The following is a 17665-nucleotide window of genomic DNA, read 5'->3' on the forward strand; positions in this document are numbered from 1 at the left end:
TCTAAAAATTGCGATCTAAATAATTTTGTAAAATGAGCTGGGCGGCCAACTTATCAATGACTTTTTTACGCTTGCTACGGCTCACATCTGCTTGTTCGATCAACATCCGCTCTGCAGCTACTGTGGTCAATCGCTCATCTTGATAATCAACTGGTAAGCCAAACTTTTCAGCAATCATGGCACCATAAACCTGACTAGCTTCCACACGTGGTCCGCTGGTGTTGTTCATATTTTTGGGCAAGCCCACAACAAAACGATCCACCTTGTACTGAGCCACTAATTCGGATAAGCGCTCCAAACCGAATTCTTTTTTATCCTCATCGATTTGGATGATTTCAAGACCTTGAGCTGTAAAACCAAGGGGATCACTTACCGCAACCCCAACTGTTTTTGAGCCAACATCCAATCCCATAATTCTCATTAGAGGTCTATTCCTTGCCCTTTCAAATAATAACGCACCAATTCTTCAACGATTTCGTCTCGTTCATACTTACGAATTTGGTTTCGCGCATTGTTATACCGAGGTACATAGGCAGGATCACCACTAAGTACGTATCCTACGATTTGATTAATTGGATTGTAGCCTTTTTCATCCAGTGATAAATAAACATCTTTCAAGGTTTCGCTAATTTCCTTACGATTTGAATCATCAAGATTAAAACGTACTGTTTCATCTGTAAATCCCACAAGAACACCCTCTTTCCTTAGAATATTACTATTATACCATAATCAGAGCCTTTTCACAACGGACAAGCCATTGATTTTAGAGCTTTTTCAAGCATTTTTAGGCTACTGATCCCCGACTGTTCTATTTTATTTTTGCTCACTCGCTCCGGCATTGATGAGATTATCCGCAAATTGACTTGGTGTCAACTTCAACAACTCTGGCAAGTGATTATTTTTGAAGTAGGTCATGCCTTCTGCCTTCTTCACATCCATGGCTTCAAAGTCATAGGTAATGGTCACCTTGTACTCATTCTCATTTTCCAAGGTCAGATCAGCCGTGAAACCAGGCACTGTCAAAGCTTCCTTAAAGGCATCATCCTTATTAAAGGATTCTCTCAATTGCTTTTGTGCTTCTTCGACACCGACCTGTTGGATCCCTTTTTTCAATTCCTCATCGGTTGCCGTCACATTGATGGTCTCCAATTTCTTGAAGGTGTTGCCCACATAGGTTACGATTTGGGTCTGTTGCGTTCCCTTGTCATCTTTTGGAAAGACAAAGGTTCGTGTGATCACTTGATTCTCCTCAGCCTTTTGCAAGATACTCTTATTATCTTTTTGCAGCTGTTCTGCTTTCGCTTTGATTGCTTTTTGCTCACTTGAGGTTGGCGTTTTCGCTTGCTTTTTTTGACCGCATCCTGTCAAACACAAAACAAGAGTACCCAATAAGAAGATCTTTCTTTTCATTTTTCATTCCTTACTAGTTATTGGTTTCTAAAATATTGTATCACAGATTTGGGAAAATGGCGCAGGAAACTACTCTGCATTTCTAAATTTAAAGAAAAAAATCAGAAACAAACTGTTTCTGATTTTCAATTGCTTTAAAGTGCTGCACGCATCCGCGCTTCTGCATTTTCTACATTTCGAACTGATCGTGGCAAGAAGGCACGAATATCGTCTTCTTTGTAGCCAACTTGGAGGCGTTTATCATCTACCAAGATAGGACTTTTTAGAATACGTGGAGTTTCCATAATGATATCAATGACTTCATTGACACTCAAGTCTTCGATATCCACTCCTAGATTTTTAGCGTATCGATTTTTTGAAGAGACAATGCTTGCCACTCCATTTTCAGTCTTTGTAAGGATATCCAATAATTCTTCTTTGGTGATCCCTTCCTTACCGAGGTTTTGTTCTTTATAAGTTAGCTGGTGAGCGTTGAGCCAAGTCTTTGCTTTTTTACAGCTGGTGCAACTTGACACTGTATATATTTTAATCATGCATGCACTCCTTTCGCTACACGATAATACTATCGTATTAAATTATAACACAAAAACCATCAGTCTAGCGACCTATTTTGAAAAAAATTAATCTTCAATTTCAATCGCGTCATCTAAATCTAGTGTCACTTCTTCTACGATCGGAGCTGCTTCTCCAGTTTTATCAAGCGGTTTCACTGCTTCGTCTTCTTCGATCAAACCAAAATGTACCCGAACCTTGTGGTCGATTTCGTCGAAAATTTCTGGGTGGTCTGCTAAGAACTTCTTAGCATTTTCAGATCCTTGACCGATTTTTTCACCGTTATATGAGTACCAAGCACCAGCTTTTTGGATGATATCCAAATCTGTTGCAATCTTCACCAATTCACCCGTACGTGAAATTCCTTCCCCGTACATGATTTCAACCATGGCTTCTTTAAACGGAGGAGCTACCTTGTTCTTCACAACCTTGATCTTTGTTTCCTTACCAACGTTGGTATCTTTTTGGTCCCCAGTACCCTTGATTTGGGTATTTCCACGAACATCTAGACGGACAGAGGCGTAGAATTTCAGGGCACGACCACCAGGTGTCGTTTCAGGATTCCCAAACATGACTCCAACTTTTTCACGCAATTGGTTGATAAAGATGGCAATGGTCTTGGTCTTATTGATCGAAGCTCCAAGCTTACGCATCGCTTGGCTCATCATCCGCGCTTGCAAACCAACGTGACTATCCCCGATATCTCCATCGATTTCCGCACGTGGTACCAAGGCCGCAACAGAGTCGATAACCACCAAATCAACCGCCCCAGAGTCGATCAATTTACCGGCAATTTCAAGTCCTTGTTCCCCTGAGTCTGGTTGAGACAAGAGAAGTTCGTCGATATTAACCCCAAGAGCTGCTGCATATGATGGATCCAAGGCATGCTCGGCATCAATAAAGGCAGCAATACCCCCTTCTTTCTGTGCTTGCGCAACTGCATGGAGGGCAACGGTTGTTTTACCAGATGATTCCGGACCATAGATTTCGATGATCCGACCTTTTGGATAGCCCCCAGCACCCAAGGCAATATCAAGAGCCAATGAACCCGAGCTCATGACCTGAACTTTTTGTTCCGCGCGTTCGCCCAAACGCATGATGGATCCTTTCCCAAAATCCTTTTCGATCAACTTCAGGGCATCATTGAGCGCTTTTTCACGCTCATCTCCAAATTTCTTAGAGATATCATCTAATTTTTTCTGTTTTTTCGCCATTCTTTTCTCCTATTTTTTACTATACAGGAAATGTACGCAACTCACCAACGATTACCGTCATTTGAAAGGCTCATTTCCTATCCATTTTTAGAATCATTCTTCATTTGGCACAAACTTCATTATACCAAATTTTCACTATTTAATACAGCCAGGCGCACCAAATTAAAGGCATGAAGGACTGCAATTTCGCGGACATCAGCCCGGCTACGTCCAGCGATATTGACTTGGACACTGTCCACTCCATTTGGAGTTGCCAGTCCGATAAAGACCGTCCCTGCTGGATGCCCTTCTAGACTATCTGGTCCCGCAACTCCGGTCAGGCTAACACCATAATCGGATCCTGTTAATTTACGGGCCTGCGAAGCCATAGCTTGGGCTGTAAAATGCGACACCACTCCGTGTTGTTCTAAGTCTTGAGCTGAGATGGACAACATCTTGCTTTTCTCTTCTAAGCTATAGGTGACAAAACCGCCTGCGAAGATGCTGGAAGCACCTGAAAAATCTGCCAAAGTCGCTTGGAAAAGGCCAGCTGTCAGGCTTTCTGCAGCTGTAATGGTCTTACCAGTCTGTTTCAAAAGATCAAAAGCAACCTTGGCCATCGAATTGTCATCTCCATAACCGTAAAACAACTCTTGCAAGGGTTGATGATCCAGGGTGTGGCGTGATAAGATTTCCTTTTCTAAGACATCGAGCTTAGCATCCGCTTCTGCCTGATCTTTCGCCTTTGTAGACAGACGCAAGGTCACTTCTCCTGTCTTGGCATAAGGAGCTACCGTCGGATCGCTCTGTTCTTCAATGATATCGGCTAAAATCGTAACCAGCTGGCTTTCCCCAATCCCAAAGAAGCGCAAAACTCTTGAAAAGAGCTGCTCCCCTGTTGTCAAATGAGGTACCAATTGTTCATTGACCATTGGCTTTAACTCACTTGGAGGACCAGGTAGAACGACATAGGTCACATCGTCGACTTCAATCAAACCTCCAACCGCGAGACCTGTACGGTTTTGAAGGGGGATTGATCCAGCGATCATTTGTGCTTGTCGCTCATTATTGGGCGTCCGGACATAATCAGGGCGACTGGCAAAGAAGGTGTCGAGTTTGGCAAGCGCTGTTGGATCAAAAATCAGTTCTTTCCCTAAAAACTTGGCAAGGGTTTGCTTGGTCAAATCATCCTCTGTCGGACCAAGTCCACCGCACAAAATCACCAAATCGCTGCGCTTTGAAGCTGTCTCAATGGTCGAGAAGAGACGGCCTTCATTGTCTCCTACCGCCACATGATAATAGACATCAATTCCTAAACTAGCCAATTTTTCAGACAAGAATTGAGCATTGGTGTTCACAATTTGTCCTGTTAGAATTTCTGTTCCCACTGCAATAATTTCCGCCTTCATGGTGCCTCCCACTTATACTATTCGTAATTTTCATTTCATTTTAACACAATTTCCTAAATTATTTAAAAAACAGATTGAAGATAAAGTTCATTTTGGACAACTTTCTTCAATCTTTTTCTTTTAGAGTATAAAGTGAAAAACTCTTAGAAACACTATTACATCAACATTCCTAAGAGTTTTAACTATGTGGTAATCAACTTCTAAAGGGCTATTTTCTATTGTTGATAGAGCTTATCTCTATTCTGAAGCAACCATATCGAGCGGTTGCTTTTTTCTTCTTTCTTGATCTAAAAGCCTTCTTCTGGCTCTAATTCTTGTTGTTTCCCCTCATTTTTTGTGATACAATAGCATCAATTTATTTCTAGGAGGATGAGATATGGTTTCTACTATTGGTATTATAAGTTTATCTAGTGGGATTATCGGAGAGGACTTTGTCAAGCATGAAGTGGACTTGGGGGTCCAACGACTCAAAGACCTGGGACTCAATCCTATCTTTTTACCTCATTCACTAAAAGGCTTAGACTTTATCAAAGAACATCCTGAAGCTCGTGCGGAGGATTTGATTCAGGCATTTTCTGATGATAGCATCGACATGATCTTATGCGCCATCGGTGGAAACGATACCTATCGTTTATTGCCCCATCTTTTTGAAAATGACCAACTACAAAAGGTTATCAAGCAAAAGATTTTTCTTGGCTTCTCGGATACGACCATGAACCATCTCATGTTGCATAAACTAGGAATCAAGACTTTTTATGGGCAATCCTTTTTTGCAGACATTTGTGAATTAGACAAGGAAATGTTGCCATATAGCCGCCACTACTTTAAAGAATTGATTGAGACTGGAAAAATCTCAGAAATTCGCCCTAGTAACGTTTGGTACGAGGAACGGACTGATTTTAGTCCCAAGGCTCTGGGAACACCTCGTGTTAGTCATGCAAATACAGGTTTTGACTTGTTACAAGGCAATGCTCAATTCGAAGGGGAAATCCTCGGTGGTTGTCTTGAGTCTCTCTATGATATTTTTGACAACTCTCTACACGCAGATAGCACAGACCTCTGCCAAAAATACAAACTTTTCCCTGACTTATCCGACTGGGAAGGAAAAATCCTCTTGCTAGAAACCAGCCAAGAAAAGCCTAATCCTGAAGACTTCAAAAAGATGTTGCGGACTTTAAAGGAAACTGGTATATTCGAGGTCATCAGTGGACTCTTGGTCGGAAAACCTATGGATGAAACTTTCTATGACGACTATAAAGAGGCACTATTGGATATCATTGATAGCAATATCCCAATTCTCTATAATCTAAACGTTGGCCATGCCACTCCAAGAGCAATTGTCCCCTTCGGAGTCCACGCGTATGTAGATGCAACGGAGCAAGTCATCCACTTTGACTATAACAAATAAAGCTGAGATAAGACTCTCAGCTTTTTCTATATTCTCTGATGTTCTAGTCATCTAACGTCACTTATTTCCACTTTTCCATTCACAATCATTCTCATGATCATTGACCAGGCCTGCTGCTTGTAGGTAGGATAGGACCGCAACGGGACCAGTAAACTTGAAACCATGCTTTTTGAGATCCTTGGCTAGCTTCTCAGAAAGAGCTGTCTTCGCTGGAGCCTGCCGGTAATCCGGAACATCATTGACGATGGTTTTCCCATCTACAAAAGACCAGAGATAGGAATCAAAAGAGCCGAATTCCACCTGAACCTGTAAAAAGGCCTGGGCATTGGCCCGTGTCGCAAAGATCTTAGCACGATTGCGGATGATGGCTGGATTGTCTAACAAAGCTTCCAGTTCTTCATCCGTCATGTCTGCAACACCTTGAAGGTGATAGCCATGAAAAACCTCACGGAAAGCCTGCCGTTTATTGAGCACCGTCTCCCAAGACAGGCCAGCCTGATAGGTCTCTAAGCAAAGCAACTCAAAGAGCGCCTGGTCATCATGGAGGGGACGTCCCCACTCCTCATCATGGTAGGCTACATATAGCGGATTGTTCATTTTGACCCATCCACAACGTTTTGGCATAGACTTCTCCTATCTTTGAAACATAATCAGGCAAGGGAACAGTAGACTTCTCCAATAGATTAATCCAACGATTAATATCTGGTGGTAGAGGGTTAAATTTTTCATCTGTTTGATACCTTGCTTGACCATCTGTTTCTATATCAGTTAATGTTTCAATCTGTTCTCGAAGTTGGTCTACAGTGATCCAATTAGTCCAACCTTCAAAAAAGCTTTCGGGAGCCAATGTTATTCCATACCATTCTTGAAACCATTCAATGTAGTCTGCACTTAACAGATAGAGTTTTTCGAAAGAACAAGATTCATCATTCACCTTTATACTATCTACTATATTGTCATTATCAACTATGGCAATACTCACACCACAAAATTCACAAGAAATTGAGCCAACTTGACCATAGCGAGATCCATTATGCAAAAATAATTCTGTCTGACTCTGTTGACAATTTTTACAAAATAAAGGAAAAACTTTACAGTGTATCCGTATTGTCTTAATCTTCCCATTCTTAAACATTATCTTGATATGGTTGTTACTGCTTCTTGCTTCAACTAGTTTAATTCGAGCAATGCTCATTATTTCACCAACATCTTCAGGGCAGACTTGATATAGTTCTCAGCAGTATCCGTCGTTCCTTCAAAGAATTTCTTGATTTTCTTAAGTTCCGTTGCCTTGTAGCCCAAAGCTAACATGGCTTCCATAGCTTCTTCAAGAGCTTGGTTTTCTTCTGAAACTTTGGCATTGGACTGAGCCGGTGCATCTTCTAGATCAAGATTGATCTTACCTTCTAGATCCAAGACCATTTGTTGGGCTGTTTTCTTGCCGATCTTCGGAAACTTGGTCAAGTAGGTGATGTTCTTGCTTTCGATGGCTTGGACGAGGCCTGCATTGTCATCCGCAGCAATGATGGCCAGAGCTGAGACTGGGCCAATTCCAGAGACTGAGATCAAGTTCAGAAAGAGCTTTTTCTCTTCTTCGGTCACAAAGCCATAGAGAAGATGAGCGTCTTCCCGGACCACTTGGTGCAGATAGACTTGCACCTCTTGATTCATTTTGCCAGAGTAGGCATAGGGATTGGCCACATGCAAGAGATAGCCGATCCCAGCTGTCTCCACCACGATGTATTTGGCGGTAATTTTTGTTAAAATTCCTTTAATGTATTCGTACATAATCTTCCTTTATCGTTTACTTAATATTTGCCCAATTCCCGCAGGCTAGTGTGATTTTCCTGAATGCGTCGGAACATCTTTTCCATATCCGACTTGGTGAAGTTAACCAAAACCGGACGGCCGTGAGGGCAGTTATAAGGGTTGTCGCATTGGGACAGTTGATAGATCAGATCGCGTGCAGAGTAATCGTCCAGTGTGTGGTTGGCCTTAATGGAGCGTTTGCAGGACATCATGATGGCCAATTCAGCCCGGTACTTCTTGATCGACACTTCCTTGGTCAAGAGGAGCATGTCACACATTTCATAGATGCCCGCCTCAATCTCCTCTTCCTTCATCCAGATTGGATGTTCCCGTAAGATCAACTGGTTGGCTCCGTATTCTTCTAAGTAGACTCCCACTTCTTCTAGAAGGTGCTTGCGCTGTTGCAGGCGGATCAGATCGTCTGTAGGGAATTCAAAGATATAAGGCACCAGCAGTTGTTGCTGACTGCCGTCCACATCCCCGATGCTCTCTCGGTACTCTTCGTATTTGATCCGCTCTTGGGCTGCATGCTGGTCGATGATATAGAGGCCCCCATTGCCTTGGGCAAAGAGATAGGTTCCATGCATCTGACCAAAATATTCCAACTCTGGGAAGGTCGATGCTCCCTCTCCCTCCAGCTTGTCGTAGGCCTTGTCTAGACTAGCCAGATCCAACTCTGGGTGATCCAGTTCATCGTATACCGCAGCCTTTCTTTCCGCAAACTTGATCGCACTTGTCGGTTTTTCTACTGGATTTTCTTGGCTTATCGAATCAGCAGTAGCTTCATCTGTTAGAGGAAGTTGAGGATCTGCCACCTCTGGTCGAAGTTTGAAATCTTGACTTTCTCGGTCATAATAAAGGCGGTTTTCTTTTAAAGGCAAGGTTGTCTGTACTGGCTTTTCTGTTCGGCGAATGGTCGACTTGGCTAGATTTTCTAGAGCATCCGGAATTAGGTCCTGCTCTTTCAGAGCATTCGCAATGGCTTGGGAAATCAAAGCCATCAATTCTCGTTCTTTAGAGATACGCACTTCTTGCTTGGTCGGGTGAACATTGACATCCGCTAAGTAAGGGTCGATCTGGATATGAATGATCGCAAGTGGGAAGCGACCCACCATGAGTTTACTACCGTAACCGTCTAAAATAGCCCGATTGAGCAAGAAATTCTTGATGTAGCGGCCGTTGATAAAGAGACTGATGTAGTTGCGATTGGCACGAGTCAATTCAGGCAAAGACACAAAGCCCGTCACTTCAAAATCTAGGTCGCGATTTTCAATGGCTACCATCTTCTTGGCAGACGCCAAGCCATAGACGCCCGCAATCGCTTGCCGGAGATTGCCAGTACCTGCCGTTTTGGTCATTTCTTTTCCATCATTGATTAAGGTGAAAGCAATCTCTGGATGGGCCAAGCTCAAGCGATTGAGAATATCCACGATATGGGATAGCTCTGCCTGCTGGCTCTTTAAGTACTTGAGACGAGCAGGGGTATTAAAAAAGAGATCTTCCACTGTGATCTTGGTCCCGACAGGGCTTGTCGCTGGCTCCAATTCCTCAATTTCGCCACCCTTTGCGACCAATTTGGTCCCGTGGGCAGCTCCTTCTTGCGCCGTTAGAAGGGTTAGAATACTAACAGAAGCAATGGAAGGCATGGCCTCGCCACGAAAACCAAGCGTTCGAATGCGAAAAAGATCCGCTTGATTCTTGATCTTACTGGTCGCATGTCGACGAAGGGCCAAAGCGACCTCATCATGCGCAATTCCTTCCCCATTGTCTGTGATCCGAATCGACTTCAATCCTGCTTCTTCGATTTCAACGACGATCTGGCTAGCCCCAGCATCGATCGAGTTTTCAACCAATTCCTTGACCACACTAGCAGGTCGTTCAATTACTTCACCTGCCGCAATCTGGTTGGCTAGGACTTCTGGCAATTCAATAATCTGTGACATAGCTGCTCCTTTACCTTTTTTCACCGATACATGTAGCTCTATTATACCACAGATCCACAGGACTCCCTTTCTTAAAAAATGGAGGCTGGCCCCATCTTCTTCCCTAAAAACCGCATAGGCAAAGAAAATGACCACATAAACAAATCCCCTTGTCTTCCCTTTGGAAAAAGTGTTTAATAGTAGTGTAAAGAAGGAGCCGGGCTAGCAGGCCAACCGACTTTACCTAAGAAGGGAGATAAAATTTTATGAAAGTTGAAGTACACATTGATCCCCATTTCCAAGAAGAAGCGGTGACCATTACAGCACCTACACTTTCTGCGCGTGTAGAACAAGTCCGTGATTTTGTGGAAATGTTGGACCAGAAGGAACGTTTGCGAGCGAAAAAAGAGGGCGAAACCTATCTTGTAGAGGCCCGCTTGTTCCATCGGTTCTATATTGAAAATCGGCAAGTAGTTGGTGAAACAAAGGATGATCATTTTATCCTTACAGGTCCTCTCTACCAAGTCTCTGAAGACTTGCCCAGCTACTTTTTAAAAATTTCCCAATCTGAAATTATCAACACCAAAGAAATCGATCATCTGCATTTTACCACTAGCGGATCGGTTCAAATCTATCTTAAAAACGGGAGTTTAGCATACTCCTCTCGTCGGTATTTAAAAGCTATTAAGGAGAAATTATCATGATGAAACACCATTTTACAAACGCTCTAAAAGGGATCTTGATCGGTCTCATCCTCTCCATCCTCTTTTCATTCTTGAACGCCCCTTCCACCTATATGCCCCTCAGTCCTAGCTCAGCTGTTGGCCAGTGGATGCAAAAACATGAAGTACACGGCTCTATTGTTATGCTCTATTGTGTCCTAATCTGGGCCGGAATCGGACTCCTCTTCAGCTTGGGGAATGTCCTTTTCAACAAAGATTGGAGTTTACTGCGCGCAACCGTCAGCCACTATCTTTTGATGCTCTTTGGTTTCCTACCACTAGCAACTTTGGGGGGCTGGTTCCCAATGCAAATCAGTTTTTATCTCTCCGTCATTCTTGAGTTCAGCTTCGTCTATCTCATTATCTGGCTTGTTTCTCACTACCTCAATAAAAAGAAAGTAGACGAGATCAACCGTCAATTACAAGGGAAAGCCTGAGGAATATAAAAAACAGTTCATTTTGAACTGTTTTTTATATTCTCTTTTTCATCTCGGCAACTGCCATCATGACTTCCATGGGAGTCATATTGTAGAGATCCAAATTCTTCAATTCTGTGATCACTGTATTTTCTGTCTCTTCCTCAAAGAGGGACATTTGTTCAGCAACCTGCGAAGGGACTTCCTTTGCAGGACTTGCATTCACAAGCGGAACTTGCTGGGCTTGTCCTTCGAGTTTGGTCAAAATAGCATCTGCCCGTTGCAACAAGGCCTCTGGTAAACCAGCAATCTTTGCCACGTGAATCCCATAGGACTTATCCGCTGGGCCAGGTTCAATCTTGTGCAAGAAGGTGACCTGTCCATCTCGCTCCAAGGTCGCGACATGGACATTTTCCAATCGGGATAGAGTCTCCGAGAGAGCCGTCAGCTCATGGTAATGGGTCGCAAACAAGGTTTTGGCTCCAGTACGATCGTGAATGTATTCGATGATGGATTGGGCGAGGGCCATCCCATCATAGGTCGCCGTTCCCCGTCCCAATTCATCAAATAAAATCAAAGACTGGGGCGTTGCCTTGCGAATGGCCTGATTAGCCTCCATCATTTCTACCATAAAAGTAGACTGGCCCGATACCAGGTCATCGGCAGCACCGATCCGGGTATAAATGGCGTCAAAGATTGGTAACTCAGCCTTTTGCGCTGGGACATAGGAGCCGATTTGGGCAAGAATCACGATAATCGCCAATTGGCGCATATAGGTAGACTTCCCGCTCATATTTGGCCCTGTAATCAGCTGAATATCCTGTTCTTCATCCATAAAGATGCTATTCGGAATATAGGACTGGGCCCCCATGACTTTCTCAACAACCGGATGACGGCCTTTGTCGATCGCTATCCGTCTCTCTTCATGGAAGAGGGGACGAATCAATTGTTGCGATTCGGCAACACTGGCTAGACTTTGTAAAACATCAACCGTCGCAATTGCCTGAGCCAACTGTTGCAGACGCTGAATATACTTACCAACTTCTTCACGAATCCGCATAAAAATCGTATATTCCAGATTAGCAGACTTCTCACGCGCCTCTAGCATATCGCCTTCGATGCGTGCCAATTCTTCCGTACCAAAACGTTCTGAATTTTTCAAGGTCGCCTTGCGGAAAAAATGAGCAGGAACGTGGTTCAATTGAGAATTGGTGACATGGAAATAGTAGCCATCCTTCTTGTTGTAATCAATTTTCAGACCGGTAATGCCACTAGCTTCGCGTTCCTTGGCTTCAATCTCAGCAATCCAACCAGTACCATCCCGAAGAACGACACGATACTGGTCTAATTGCTCGTCAAAACCTGTACGGATGATATTTCCCTCTGTAATAACAGCAGACGCTTCTGGAGCAATCGCGGAAGTAATCAAGCGGTGCAACTCAGGTAGCTCATCCAAGCGTGCAATCAAGACATCTAATACTGGATCACCAATCCCCAGTAGAATCGACTTGATCGTCGGCACATGCCCCAGAGTATCTCCTAGCTGCAAGAGATCCTTAGGATTGATCTTACCAAAGGAAACCCGACTCGCTAAGCGTTCAATGTCATAGACCCCTTTGAGGCTGTCGGTCAAATCGCTCCGTTCAAAGAAATGATCCATAAAGACCTGAATGATGTCCTGGCGCTCTTGAATCCGTTTCAAATCGACTAAGGGTTTCTGAATCCAGGACCGCAACAAACGACCTCCCATGGCCGTCTTAGTTTCATCCAAATACCAATACAAGCTACCATGTTTCTTCCCAGTCCGAGCATTCTCTGTCAAATCCAGACTGGCCTTGGTCGCAAAGTCCATCTGCAAGAAATCGCAAATCTCATAATGATGGGCTTTTTTGAGATGGCTCAATTCCCGCATTTGCGTCTGGTGGACATACTGGAGAAGTTTCCCAGCCGTTTTCTTTTCTAGCTCACTCAGATGATCCCCTAAGAGTTGGACATCGTCAAGCGCCGTCTCAACATGTGACAGCAAGAGATTCATCTGGCTCACAAAAACACGCTCTTCCTGTTCTGGCAACTCATAACCCAGGACCACCTCACGCGCACGTAAATTGCGGATTTCTCCACAAACCATAGTGAAGTCATTAAGGGTGGTCACCTGAAACTCACCTGTCACCAGATCCATATAGGCTAGTCCATAATCATTTCCTGAGCGATCCAAGGCAACCAAGAAGTTATTCTCACTATCCGGTTTTGTCGAATCCACCACTGTACCAGGGGTAATCACCTGTACCACTTCCCGCTTAACGACCCCCTTGGCTTCTTTGGGATCTTCCATTTGTTCTGCAATCGCAACCTTATAGCCCTGTTCAATGAGGACATCGATATACTGCTGGGCCGAATGGTAGGGAACACCCGCCATAGGAATCGGATTCTCTGCATTTTTATTCCGTGAGGTCAAGGAAATCTCTAAAATTTGAGCTGCATTCACTGCATCTTCATAAAATAATTCGTAAAAATCACCCATTCGAAACAGCAAAAAAGCATCTGGATAGTCTTTTTTGATATCTAGATACTGCTGCATTCCAGGAGATATTTTTTCTACTGCCATACTTTCTTTTAATCCTTACTGTGCATCATGTTCCGAAACAAGCGCCATAGATGAAAACAGGAGTAGATAGTTGCCTATCTTCCTCCTATGACATCTAAGAATCGGTTTACTTTCAATGGGCTTGATTATTGCATCATCCCTAAAATTTCATTTTGAATTTCAATGGCTGCATCTTGGTCTCGACAGACAATCAAGAGAGTGTTAGCCCCTGCTACTGTCCCTAAAATACGCTCATCTGACATCTCATCCACACCATTGGCCAAGAGGGCTGCTTCTCCAAGCTCTGTCCGTAACACCAAGGTGAATTCCGCTCGCGAGACAGATTTGGCATGGGTAGACAACATAATATAAATCTCTGCTACTTCTGGCTCGTTTGGTAAAATATAATACAATTGATCTTTTCGCTTCACCTTGACCAGACCTAGATCCCGCAAATCACGTGAGAGGGTCGTTTGCGTTACTGCAATTCCTTTTGCTTCTAAACGATCCTGAATCTCTTTTTGCGTGGACAGTTTTTCATTTCGAATCATCTGTTGAATCAAAAGGTGTCGTTCTGTCTTTTTCATTGGACCTCCACTTTTGAATAAATATACTTTAAATTATACCAAAAAAATTGAAAATTCGCTCAGAATTGTGTTAAAATAATAGTTAAAAGGACTAAGGAGCTAATATGAACAATAAAGAACTCATTGCTAGTGAATTGGCCAAAGTGATTGACTCTCTTGACCAAGATGCTATTTTAAATTTGCTTGAACAACCAAAATCATCTGATCTTGGTGACATTGCTTTTCCAGCCTTCTCACTTGCAAAAGTGGAACGCAAGGCTCCTCAAGCAATCGCTGCAGACATTGCTGAAAAAATCGACCAAAGCGCCTTCGAAAAAGTTGTTGCAACTGGACCTTATGTAAACTTTTTCTTGGACAAATCTAAGATCTCTGATCAAGTGATCAAATCTGTTATCGAAGCAGGTGCAGACTACGGTCAGCAAGACGAAGGACATGGAGGAAATATTACCATCGACCTTTCTAGTCCAAATATTGCAAAACCATTCTCGGTTGGTCACTTGCGCTCAACCGTTATCGGGGATGCTCTTTCAAACATCTTCCGCAAAATGGGTTACAACACCATTAAAATCAACCACTTGGGAGACTGGGGCAAACAATTTGGTCTCTTGATGGTCGCTTATAAAAAATGGGGTAGCAAGGAAGCTGTCGAAGCCAATCCAATCGATGAATTGCTAAAACTTTACGTTCGTATCAATGCCGAAATTGAAAACGACCCTAAGCTTGATGAAGAAGGACGTCTCTGGTTCAAGAAATTGGAAGACGGAGATCCAGAAGCGACTGAATTGTGGCAATGGTTCCGTGACGAGAGTTTGGTAGAATTCAACCGTATCTACAAACTACTCGGTGTTGAATTCGATAGCTTAAACGGAGAAGCTTTCTACAATGACAAGATGGATGAAGCTGTCCAAATCCTTGAAGAAAAAGGCTTGTTGAAAGAGTCTAAAGGGGCTAGCATCGTTGAGTTGGATGATGTCAACCTTCCACCAGCTATGATTAAGAAATCAGACGGTGCCACTCTTTACATCACTCGTGATATCGCAACCGCTATCTACCGTGCACGGACTTACAACTTTGTGAAAAACATCTATGCTGTAGGTCAAGAACAATCCAACCACTTCCGTCAGTTGAAAGCTGTTTTGAAGAAAATGGGATTTGACTGGAGCGACGATATGATCCACGTTGACTTTGGTTTGGTCACAAAGAACCGCCAAAAATTGTCAACTCGTAAAGGAAATATCATCCTACTCGAACCAACTCTTCAAGAAGCTATCTCTCGTGCCAAAGCTCAGATCGAAGAGAAGAACCCTGAATTGGAAAACAAGGAAGAAGTAGCACATGCAGTCGGTGTTGGTGCCGTTAAGTTCTATGACTTGAAGACTGACCGTCGCAACGGGTATGACTTTGACCTTGAAGCCATGGTATCCTTCGAAGGGGAAACTGGACCTTACGTTCAATACGCATACGCTCGTATCCAATCCATCCTTCGCAAAGCTAACTTCACTCCATCAACAGATGCAACTTACAGCTTGAGCGACCCAGAAAGCTGGGAAATCATCAAACTTCTCCAAGACTTCTCTCGTGTCGTGAAACGTGCTGCTGAAAACTATGATCCATCCTTGATTGCTAAATATGCCATCAACTTGGCTCAAGCCTTCAACAAGTACTATGCTCACACTCGTATCTTAGATGAAAGCCCAGAACGCGATAGCCGTCTTGCTCTTAGCTACTCAACAGCAGTTGTTTTGAAAGAAGCACTTCGTCTATTGGGTGTAGATGCACCTGAGAAAATGTAATTTCTTATCTAGTTGTTGATCAGTAGAATATCTCTTCTGGGAGTGAGAAAGAACTAAATGCATTTGAAATTAGTTCTTTCTCACTCCTTTTCTCATGTCCATACTCGGATTTTCGAAGAGACAACATTTCACACATCAATTTTTATTCAGTTTAGTGATCCTCTTTTTATATAACAAATACGAAAAAGAAACACTCAAACGGCTCCTACAAGAACAACTTTTGAAAGACCAAGCCTTCAAAGAGAGTATCAAGAAAAAAATCCAAGAGACCGATAACATCAACGATGTCATTCATGCCATCGATAAGGACTATCGATTAGGTCTTTTACTTGCTAAAGAAGTTATAGAGAAATTAAAATAAACCGTAAAAAAGAGAGTGGGACAGAAATCGGTCATTCGTTAGAATTCGATTTCGTCGTCCCACCTCCGCACAGTTGAGTAGGGCTGTAAAAGCTGATGAAATCAGCGTAGTAGAGCCCACTCAACCACTGCGTCTTGCTCGACAATCCAAAAACAATTAAGAGGCTAGGACTTTTGTCCCAGCCTCTCTTTATTTTACAGATGATACAGATCTTCTACAATCGCAGCTACTTTTTTGATATCCCCTAGCATCCCTCGCATCTCAAAGTCTGCTAGTATAGGGAAACCAAAGCGTTGACTGTACTGCTTGGCCGTTAGGCAATATTGATTATTGAAGTTGCGGTTTCCAGATCCTACAACACCCAAGCATTTAGTGGCATTGTCTCCATAGGCAATAAAGTCTGCTACATCTGTCGTCAAAATTTCCACATCCCCATTGTCAACACCATTACCTCCTTCTAGATAGGTAGGCAAAAAGGTGATAAAAGGAGTATCGACTTCAAAGAAGGGCTTCCCTTCTTTGACTAAGTCTTTGACATGGATTTTTTCAATTTCAAGCCCTGGATGGGCTTCCAGCAAATAGTCACTTAAACGGCGAACAAAACTCTCTGTATTCCCACTCAGACTAATATACACAAAGGATACTTTCATCTTTTTTCTCCAATCAAGAAGGTCTCTTATCCTCTAAGAGAGCTCCATTCAAACTTATCTATTAGGCCCTAGCTTGAGCTTTTCTCAAACGCAAGGCTTTATACAAAACAATTCCAAAGAAGAGGATGGCTATAGCCGTCAAGAATAACAAAGCAAGGGATGAAGATACTAGATATCGTTGACGAAGGGATGGATTTGAAAAAGTAGCTAATAGTGAGCGCCCTGCAAAATAATTATAACAAGAGAAGACTTGACTTAACACAATCTGTCCCATATAAGTATAATGGGCTGTTAACAGATCCTGCTTCATAAAGAGGAAATAGAAAGTTGCAAGTAAGGCAATCAAAATCAGTGAAACAAATAAAAAAGCTAGTGGAGACTGATTGACTTGTACTGATTTTTCATAATAAACTATGTAATCTGCCTTGTCTTGAGCTGTCGTTAAAGCAAGTTGGTTCGCAAAATCGTCTGTCAATTCGAAATTCTTTGAAGCTCCAAAGGTAGCGACAGCTGATGTTAGGGTTCCCACTGTGGAGAAAAATAACAGGATATACAAATAGATAGGTTTCTTTTTCATACAAACTCCTTTTCATTTCTTACACACTATTATATCGCGATACAGATAGAAAGGCAAGCACCTCAAAAGCATGGAAGTACTTGCCTGATCGCTGATATGTTCAAATGAAATTCATTTGGAAAAGTAATGTGTGCAAAAGATGAAAAAGACATCGCAACTGTATGATTGGAATGATTAGAGATCTAACGGAGTCCTATAAACTTTCATTCGAACAGGACTAGTATAGCTGATTTTTCTCTATTTCAGTAGATTATTTCTATTCTGCTTCATTT

Annotated in this window: 19 protein-coding genes; 5 read left to right on the forward strand and 14 right to left on the reverse strand. The window is 42.8% G+C overall.

The genetic code is table 11. From position 1 onward, the window contains the following. Position 1 precedes the first annotated feature (1 nt). The 6 genes from ruvX to HMPREF9186_RS05800 all read right to left on the reverse strand — a co-directional run bounded on the left by ruvX (position 2) and on the right by HMPREF9186_RS05800 (position 4564). Complete coding sequence (ruvX, locus tag HMPREF9186_RS05775; RefSeq protein WP_009731864.1) at positions 2 to 421, reverse strand: Holliday junction resolvase RuvX; 420 nt, start codon at positions 419 to 421, stop codon at positions 2 to 4. Beyond that, entirely contained in the window at positions 421 to 687 is a 267-nt protein-coding gene (locus HMPREF9186_RS05780) for an IreB family regulatory phosphoprotein (protein WP_003002070.1), read from the reverse strand. The genes ruvX and HMPREF9186_RS05780 overlap by 1 nt, the downstream gene beginning before the upstream one ends. 126 nt (positions 688 to 813) lie before the next feature. Then, a complete protein-coding gene (locus HMPREF9186_RS05785) occupies positions 814 to 1410 on the reverse strand; it encodes an SP0191 family lipoprotein (protein WP_009731865.1) in 597 nt (198 codons plus the stop codon). A 134-nt stretch (positions 1411 to 1544) separates the two neighbouring features. After that, entirely contained in the window at positions 1545 to 1943 is a 399-nt protein-coding gene (spx, locus tag HMPREF9186_RS05790) for a transcriptional regulator Spx (protein ID WP_003009108.1), read from the reverse strand. A gap of 87 nt (positions 1944 to 2030) precedes the next feature. After that, complete coding sequence (recA, locus tag HMPREF9186_RS05795) at positions 2031 to 3176, reverse strand: recombinase RecA (RefSeq protein WP_009731866.1); 1146 nt, start codon at positions 3174 to 3176, stop codon at positions 2031 to 2033. Positions 3177 to 3295: 119 nt separating this feature from the next. Continuing rightward, positions 3296 to 4564, reverse strand: coding sequence for a competence/damage-inducible protein A (locus HMPREF9186_RS05800; RefSeq protein WP_009731867.1), 1269 nt, complete (start codon positions 4562 to 4564; stop codon positions 3296 to 3298). A 376-nt stretch (positions 4565 to 4940) separates the two neighbouring features. On the opposite strand from HMPREF9186_RS05800, the gene HMPREF9186_RS05805 reads away from it, so the two are divergent. Continuing rightward, positions 4941 to 5972 (forward strand): S66 family peptidase, encoded by a 1032-nt coding sequence (locus tag HMPREF9186_RS05805; protein WP_009731868.1) that lies wholly within the window; start codon positions 4941 to 4943, stop codon positions 5970 to 5972. Positions 5973 to 6029: 57 nt separating this feature from the next. On the opposite strand, the gene HMPREF9186_RS05810 is transcribed toward HMPREF9186_RS05805, so the two are convergent. The 4 genes from HMPREF9186_RS05810 to mutL are packed head-to-tail and all read right to left on the reverse strand — an operon-like array spanning position 6030 to position 9724. Then, on the reverse strand, positions 6030 to 6596 hold the full coding sequence (locus HMPREF9186_RS05810; protein WP_009731869.1) for a DNA-3-methyladenine glycosylase I: 567 nt from the start codon (positions 6594 to 6596) through the stop codon (positions 6030 to 6032). Continuing rightward, the gene (locus HMPREF9186_RS05815; protein WP_009731870.1) at positions 6538 to 7167 is read right to left on the reverse strand and encodes a hypothetical protein; all 630 of its coding nucleotides are present in this window, start codon (positions 7165 to 7167) and stop codon (positions 6538 to 6540) included. Before HMPREF9186_RS05815 ends, HMPREF9186_RS05810 begins: the two co-directional genes overlap by 59 nt. Beyond that, positions 7167 to 7760, reverse strand: coding sequence for a Holliday junction branch migration protein RuvA (gene ruvA, locus HMPREF9186_RS05820; protein WP_009731871.1), 594 nt, complete (start codon positions 7758 to 7760; stop codon positions 7167 to 7169). Before ruvA ends, HMPREF9186_RS05815 begins: the two co-directional genes overlap by 1 nt. A 20-nt stretch (positions 7761 to 7780) precedes the next feature. Next, positions 7781 to 9724, reverse strand: coding sequence for a DNA mismatch repair endonuclease MutL (gene mutL, locus HMPREF9186_RS05825; RefSeq protein ID WP_009731872.1), 1944 nt, complete (start codon positions 9722 to 9724; stop codon positions 7781 to 7783). Between the two features lie 245 nt (positions 9725 to 9969). On the opposite strand from mutL, the gene HMPREF9186_RS05830 reads away from it, so the two are divergent. Next, the gene (locus HMPREF9186_RS05830) at positions 9970 to 10407 is read left to right on the forward strand and encodes a LytTR family DNA-binding domain-containing protein (RefSeq protein ID WP_009731873.1); all 438 of its coding nucleotides are present in this window, start codon (positions 9970 to 9972) and stop codon (positions 10405 to 10407) included. Further along, positions 10404 to 10862, forward strand: coding sequence for a DUF3021 domain-containing protein (locus tag HMPREF9186_RS05835; protein ID WP_009731874.1), 459 nt, complete (start codon positions 10404 to 10406; stop codon positions 10860 to 10862). Before HMPREF9186_RS05830 ends, HMPREF9186_RS05835 begins: the two co-directional genes overlap by 4 nt. Positions 10863 to 10896: 34 nt before the next feature. On the opposite strand, the gene mutS is transcribed toward HMPREF9186_RS05835, so the two are convergent. Next, positions 10897 to 13446 carry a DNA mismatch repair protein MutS gene (mutS, locus tag HMPREF9186_RS05840; RefSeq protein ID WP_009731875.1) on the reverse strand — a complete coding sequence of 850 codons (2550 nt, stop codon included), beginning with the start codon at positions 13444 to 13446 and terminating at the stop codon, positions 10897 to 10899. A 125-nt stretch (positions 13447 to 13571) separates the two neighbouring features. After that, entirely contained in the window at positions 13572 to 14012 is a 441-nt protein-coding gene (gene argR, locus HMPREF9186_RS05845; RefSeq protein WP_009731876.1) for an arginine repressor, read from the reverse strand. Between the two features lie 104 nt (positions 14013 to 14116). On the opposite strand from argR, the gene argS reads away from it, so the two are divergent. Together argS and HMPREF9186_RS05855 are read left to right on the forward strand one after the other, a co-directional pair. Further along, on the forward strand, positions 14117 to 15805 hold the full coding sequence (gene argS, locus HMPREF9186_RS05850; protein ID WP_009731877.1) for an arginine--tRNA ligase: 1689 nt from the start codon (positions 14117 to 14119) through the stop codon (positions 15803 to 15805). A gap of 94 nt (positions 15806 to 15899) precedes the next feature. Then, entirely contained in the window at positions 15900 to 16166 is a 267-nt protein-coding gene (locus HMPREF9186_RS05855; protein WP_009731878.1) for a hypothetical protein, read from the forward strand. Between the two features lie 194 nt (positions 16167 to 16360). Here HMPREF9186_RS05855 and nrdI read toward each other — a convergent pair whose 3' ends face one another. After that, positions 16361 to 16816, reverse strand: a complete 456-nt coding sequence (nrdI, locus tag HMPREF9186_RS05860) for a class Ib ribonucleoside-diphosphate reductase assembly flavoprotein NrdI (protein ID WP_009731879.1) — start codon at positions 16814 to 16816, stop codon at positions 16361 to 16363. A 61-nt stretch (positions 16817 to 16877) separates the two neighbouring features. Then, a complete protein-coding gene (locus HMPREF9186_RS05865) occupies positions 16878 to 17393 on the reverse strand; it encodes an ABC transporter permease (protein ID WP_009731880.1) in 516 nt (171 codons plus the stop codon). Positions 17394 to 17665: the final 272 nt, after the last annotated feature.

The sequence above is a fragment of the Streptococcus sp. F0442 genome (assembly GCF_000314795.2).
Taxonomy (GTDB): Bacteria; Bacillota; Bacilli; order Lactobacillales; family Streptococcaceae; genus Streptococcus.

Coding starts and splice junctions, on each gene's coding strand:
- spx (WP_003009108.1), bottom strand. CDS start 1,943: ATGATTAAAATATATACAGTGTCAAGTTGCACCAGCTGTAAAAAAGCA.
- recA (WP_009731866.1), bottom strand. CDS start 3,176: ATGGCGAAAAAACAGAAAAAATTAGATGATATCTCTAAGAAATTTGGA.
- HMPREF9186_RS05835 (WP_009731874.1), top strand. CDS start 10,404: ATGATGAAACACCATTTTACAAACGCTCTAAAAGGGATCTTGATCGGT.
- mutL (WP_009731872.1), bottom strand. CDS start 9,724: ATGTCACAGATTATTGAATTGCCAGAAGTCCTAGCCAACCAGATTGCG.
- HMPREF9186_RS05785 (WP_009731865.1), bottom strand. CDS start 1,410: ATGAAAAGAAAGATCTTCTTATTGGGTACTCTTGTTTTGTGTTTGACA.
- ruvA (WP_009731871.1), bottom strand. CDS start 7,760: ATGTACGAATACATTAAAGGAATTTTAACAAAAATTACCGCCAAATAC.
- HMPREF9186_RS05830 (WP_009731873.1), top strand. CDS start 9,970: ATGAAAGTTGAAGTACACATTGATCCCCATTTCCAAGAAGAAGCGGTG.
- argR (WP_009731876.1), bottom strand. CDS start 14,012: ATGAAAAAGACAGAACGACACCTTTTGATTCAACAGATGATTCGAAAT.
- HMPREF9186_RS05805 (WP_009731868.1), top strand. CDS start 4,941: ATGGTTTCTACTATTGGTATTATAAGTTTATCTAGTGGGATTATCGGA.
- mutS (WP_009731875.1), bottom strand. CDS start 13,446: ATGGCAGTAGAAAAAATATCTCCTGGAATGCAGCAGTATCTAGATATC.
- argS (WP_009731877.1), top strand. CDS start 14,117: ATGAACAATAAAGAACTCATTGCTAGTGAATTGGCCAAAGTGATTGAC.
- HMPREF9186_RS05815 (WP_009731870.1), bottom strand. CDS start 7,167: ATGAGCATTGCTCGAATTAAACTAGTTGAAGCAAGAAGCAGTAACAAC.
- HMPREF9186_RS05855 (WP_009731878.1), top strand. CDS start 15,900: ATGTCCATACTCGGATTTTCGAAGAGACAACATTTCACACATCAATTT.
- nrdI (WP_009731879.1), bottom strand. CDS start 16,816: ATGAAAGTATCCTTTGTGTATATTAGTCTGAGTGGGAATACAGAGAGT.
- HMPREF9186_RS05810 (WP_009731869.1), bottom strand. CDS start 6,596: ATGCCAAAACGTTGTGGATGGGTCAAAATGAACAATCCGCTATATGTA.
- HMPREF9186_RS05865 (WP_009731880.1), bottom strand. CDS start 17,393: ATGAAAAAGAAACCTATCTATTTGTATATCCTGTTATTTTTCTCCACA.
- HMPREF9186_RS05800 (WP_009731867.1), bottom strand. CDS start 4,564: ATGAAGGCGGAAATTATTGCAGTGGGAACAGAAATTCTAACAGGACAA.
- ruvX (WP_009731864.1), bottom strand. CDS start 421: ATGAGAATTATGGGATTGGATGTTGGCTCAAAAACAGTTGGGGTTGCG.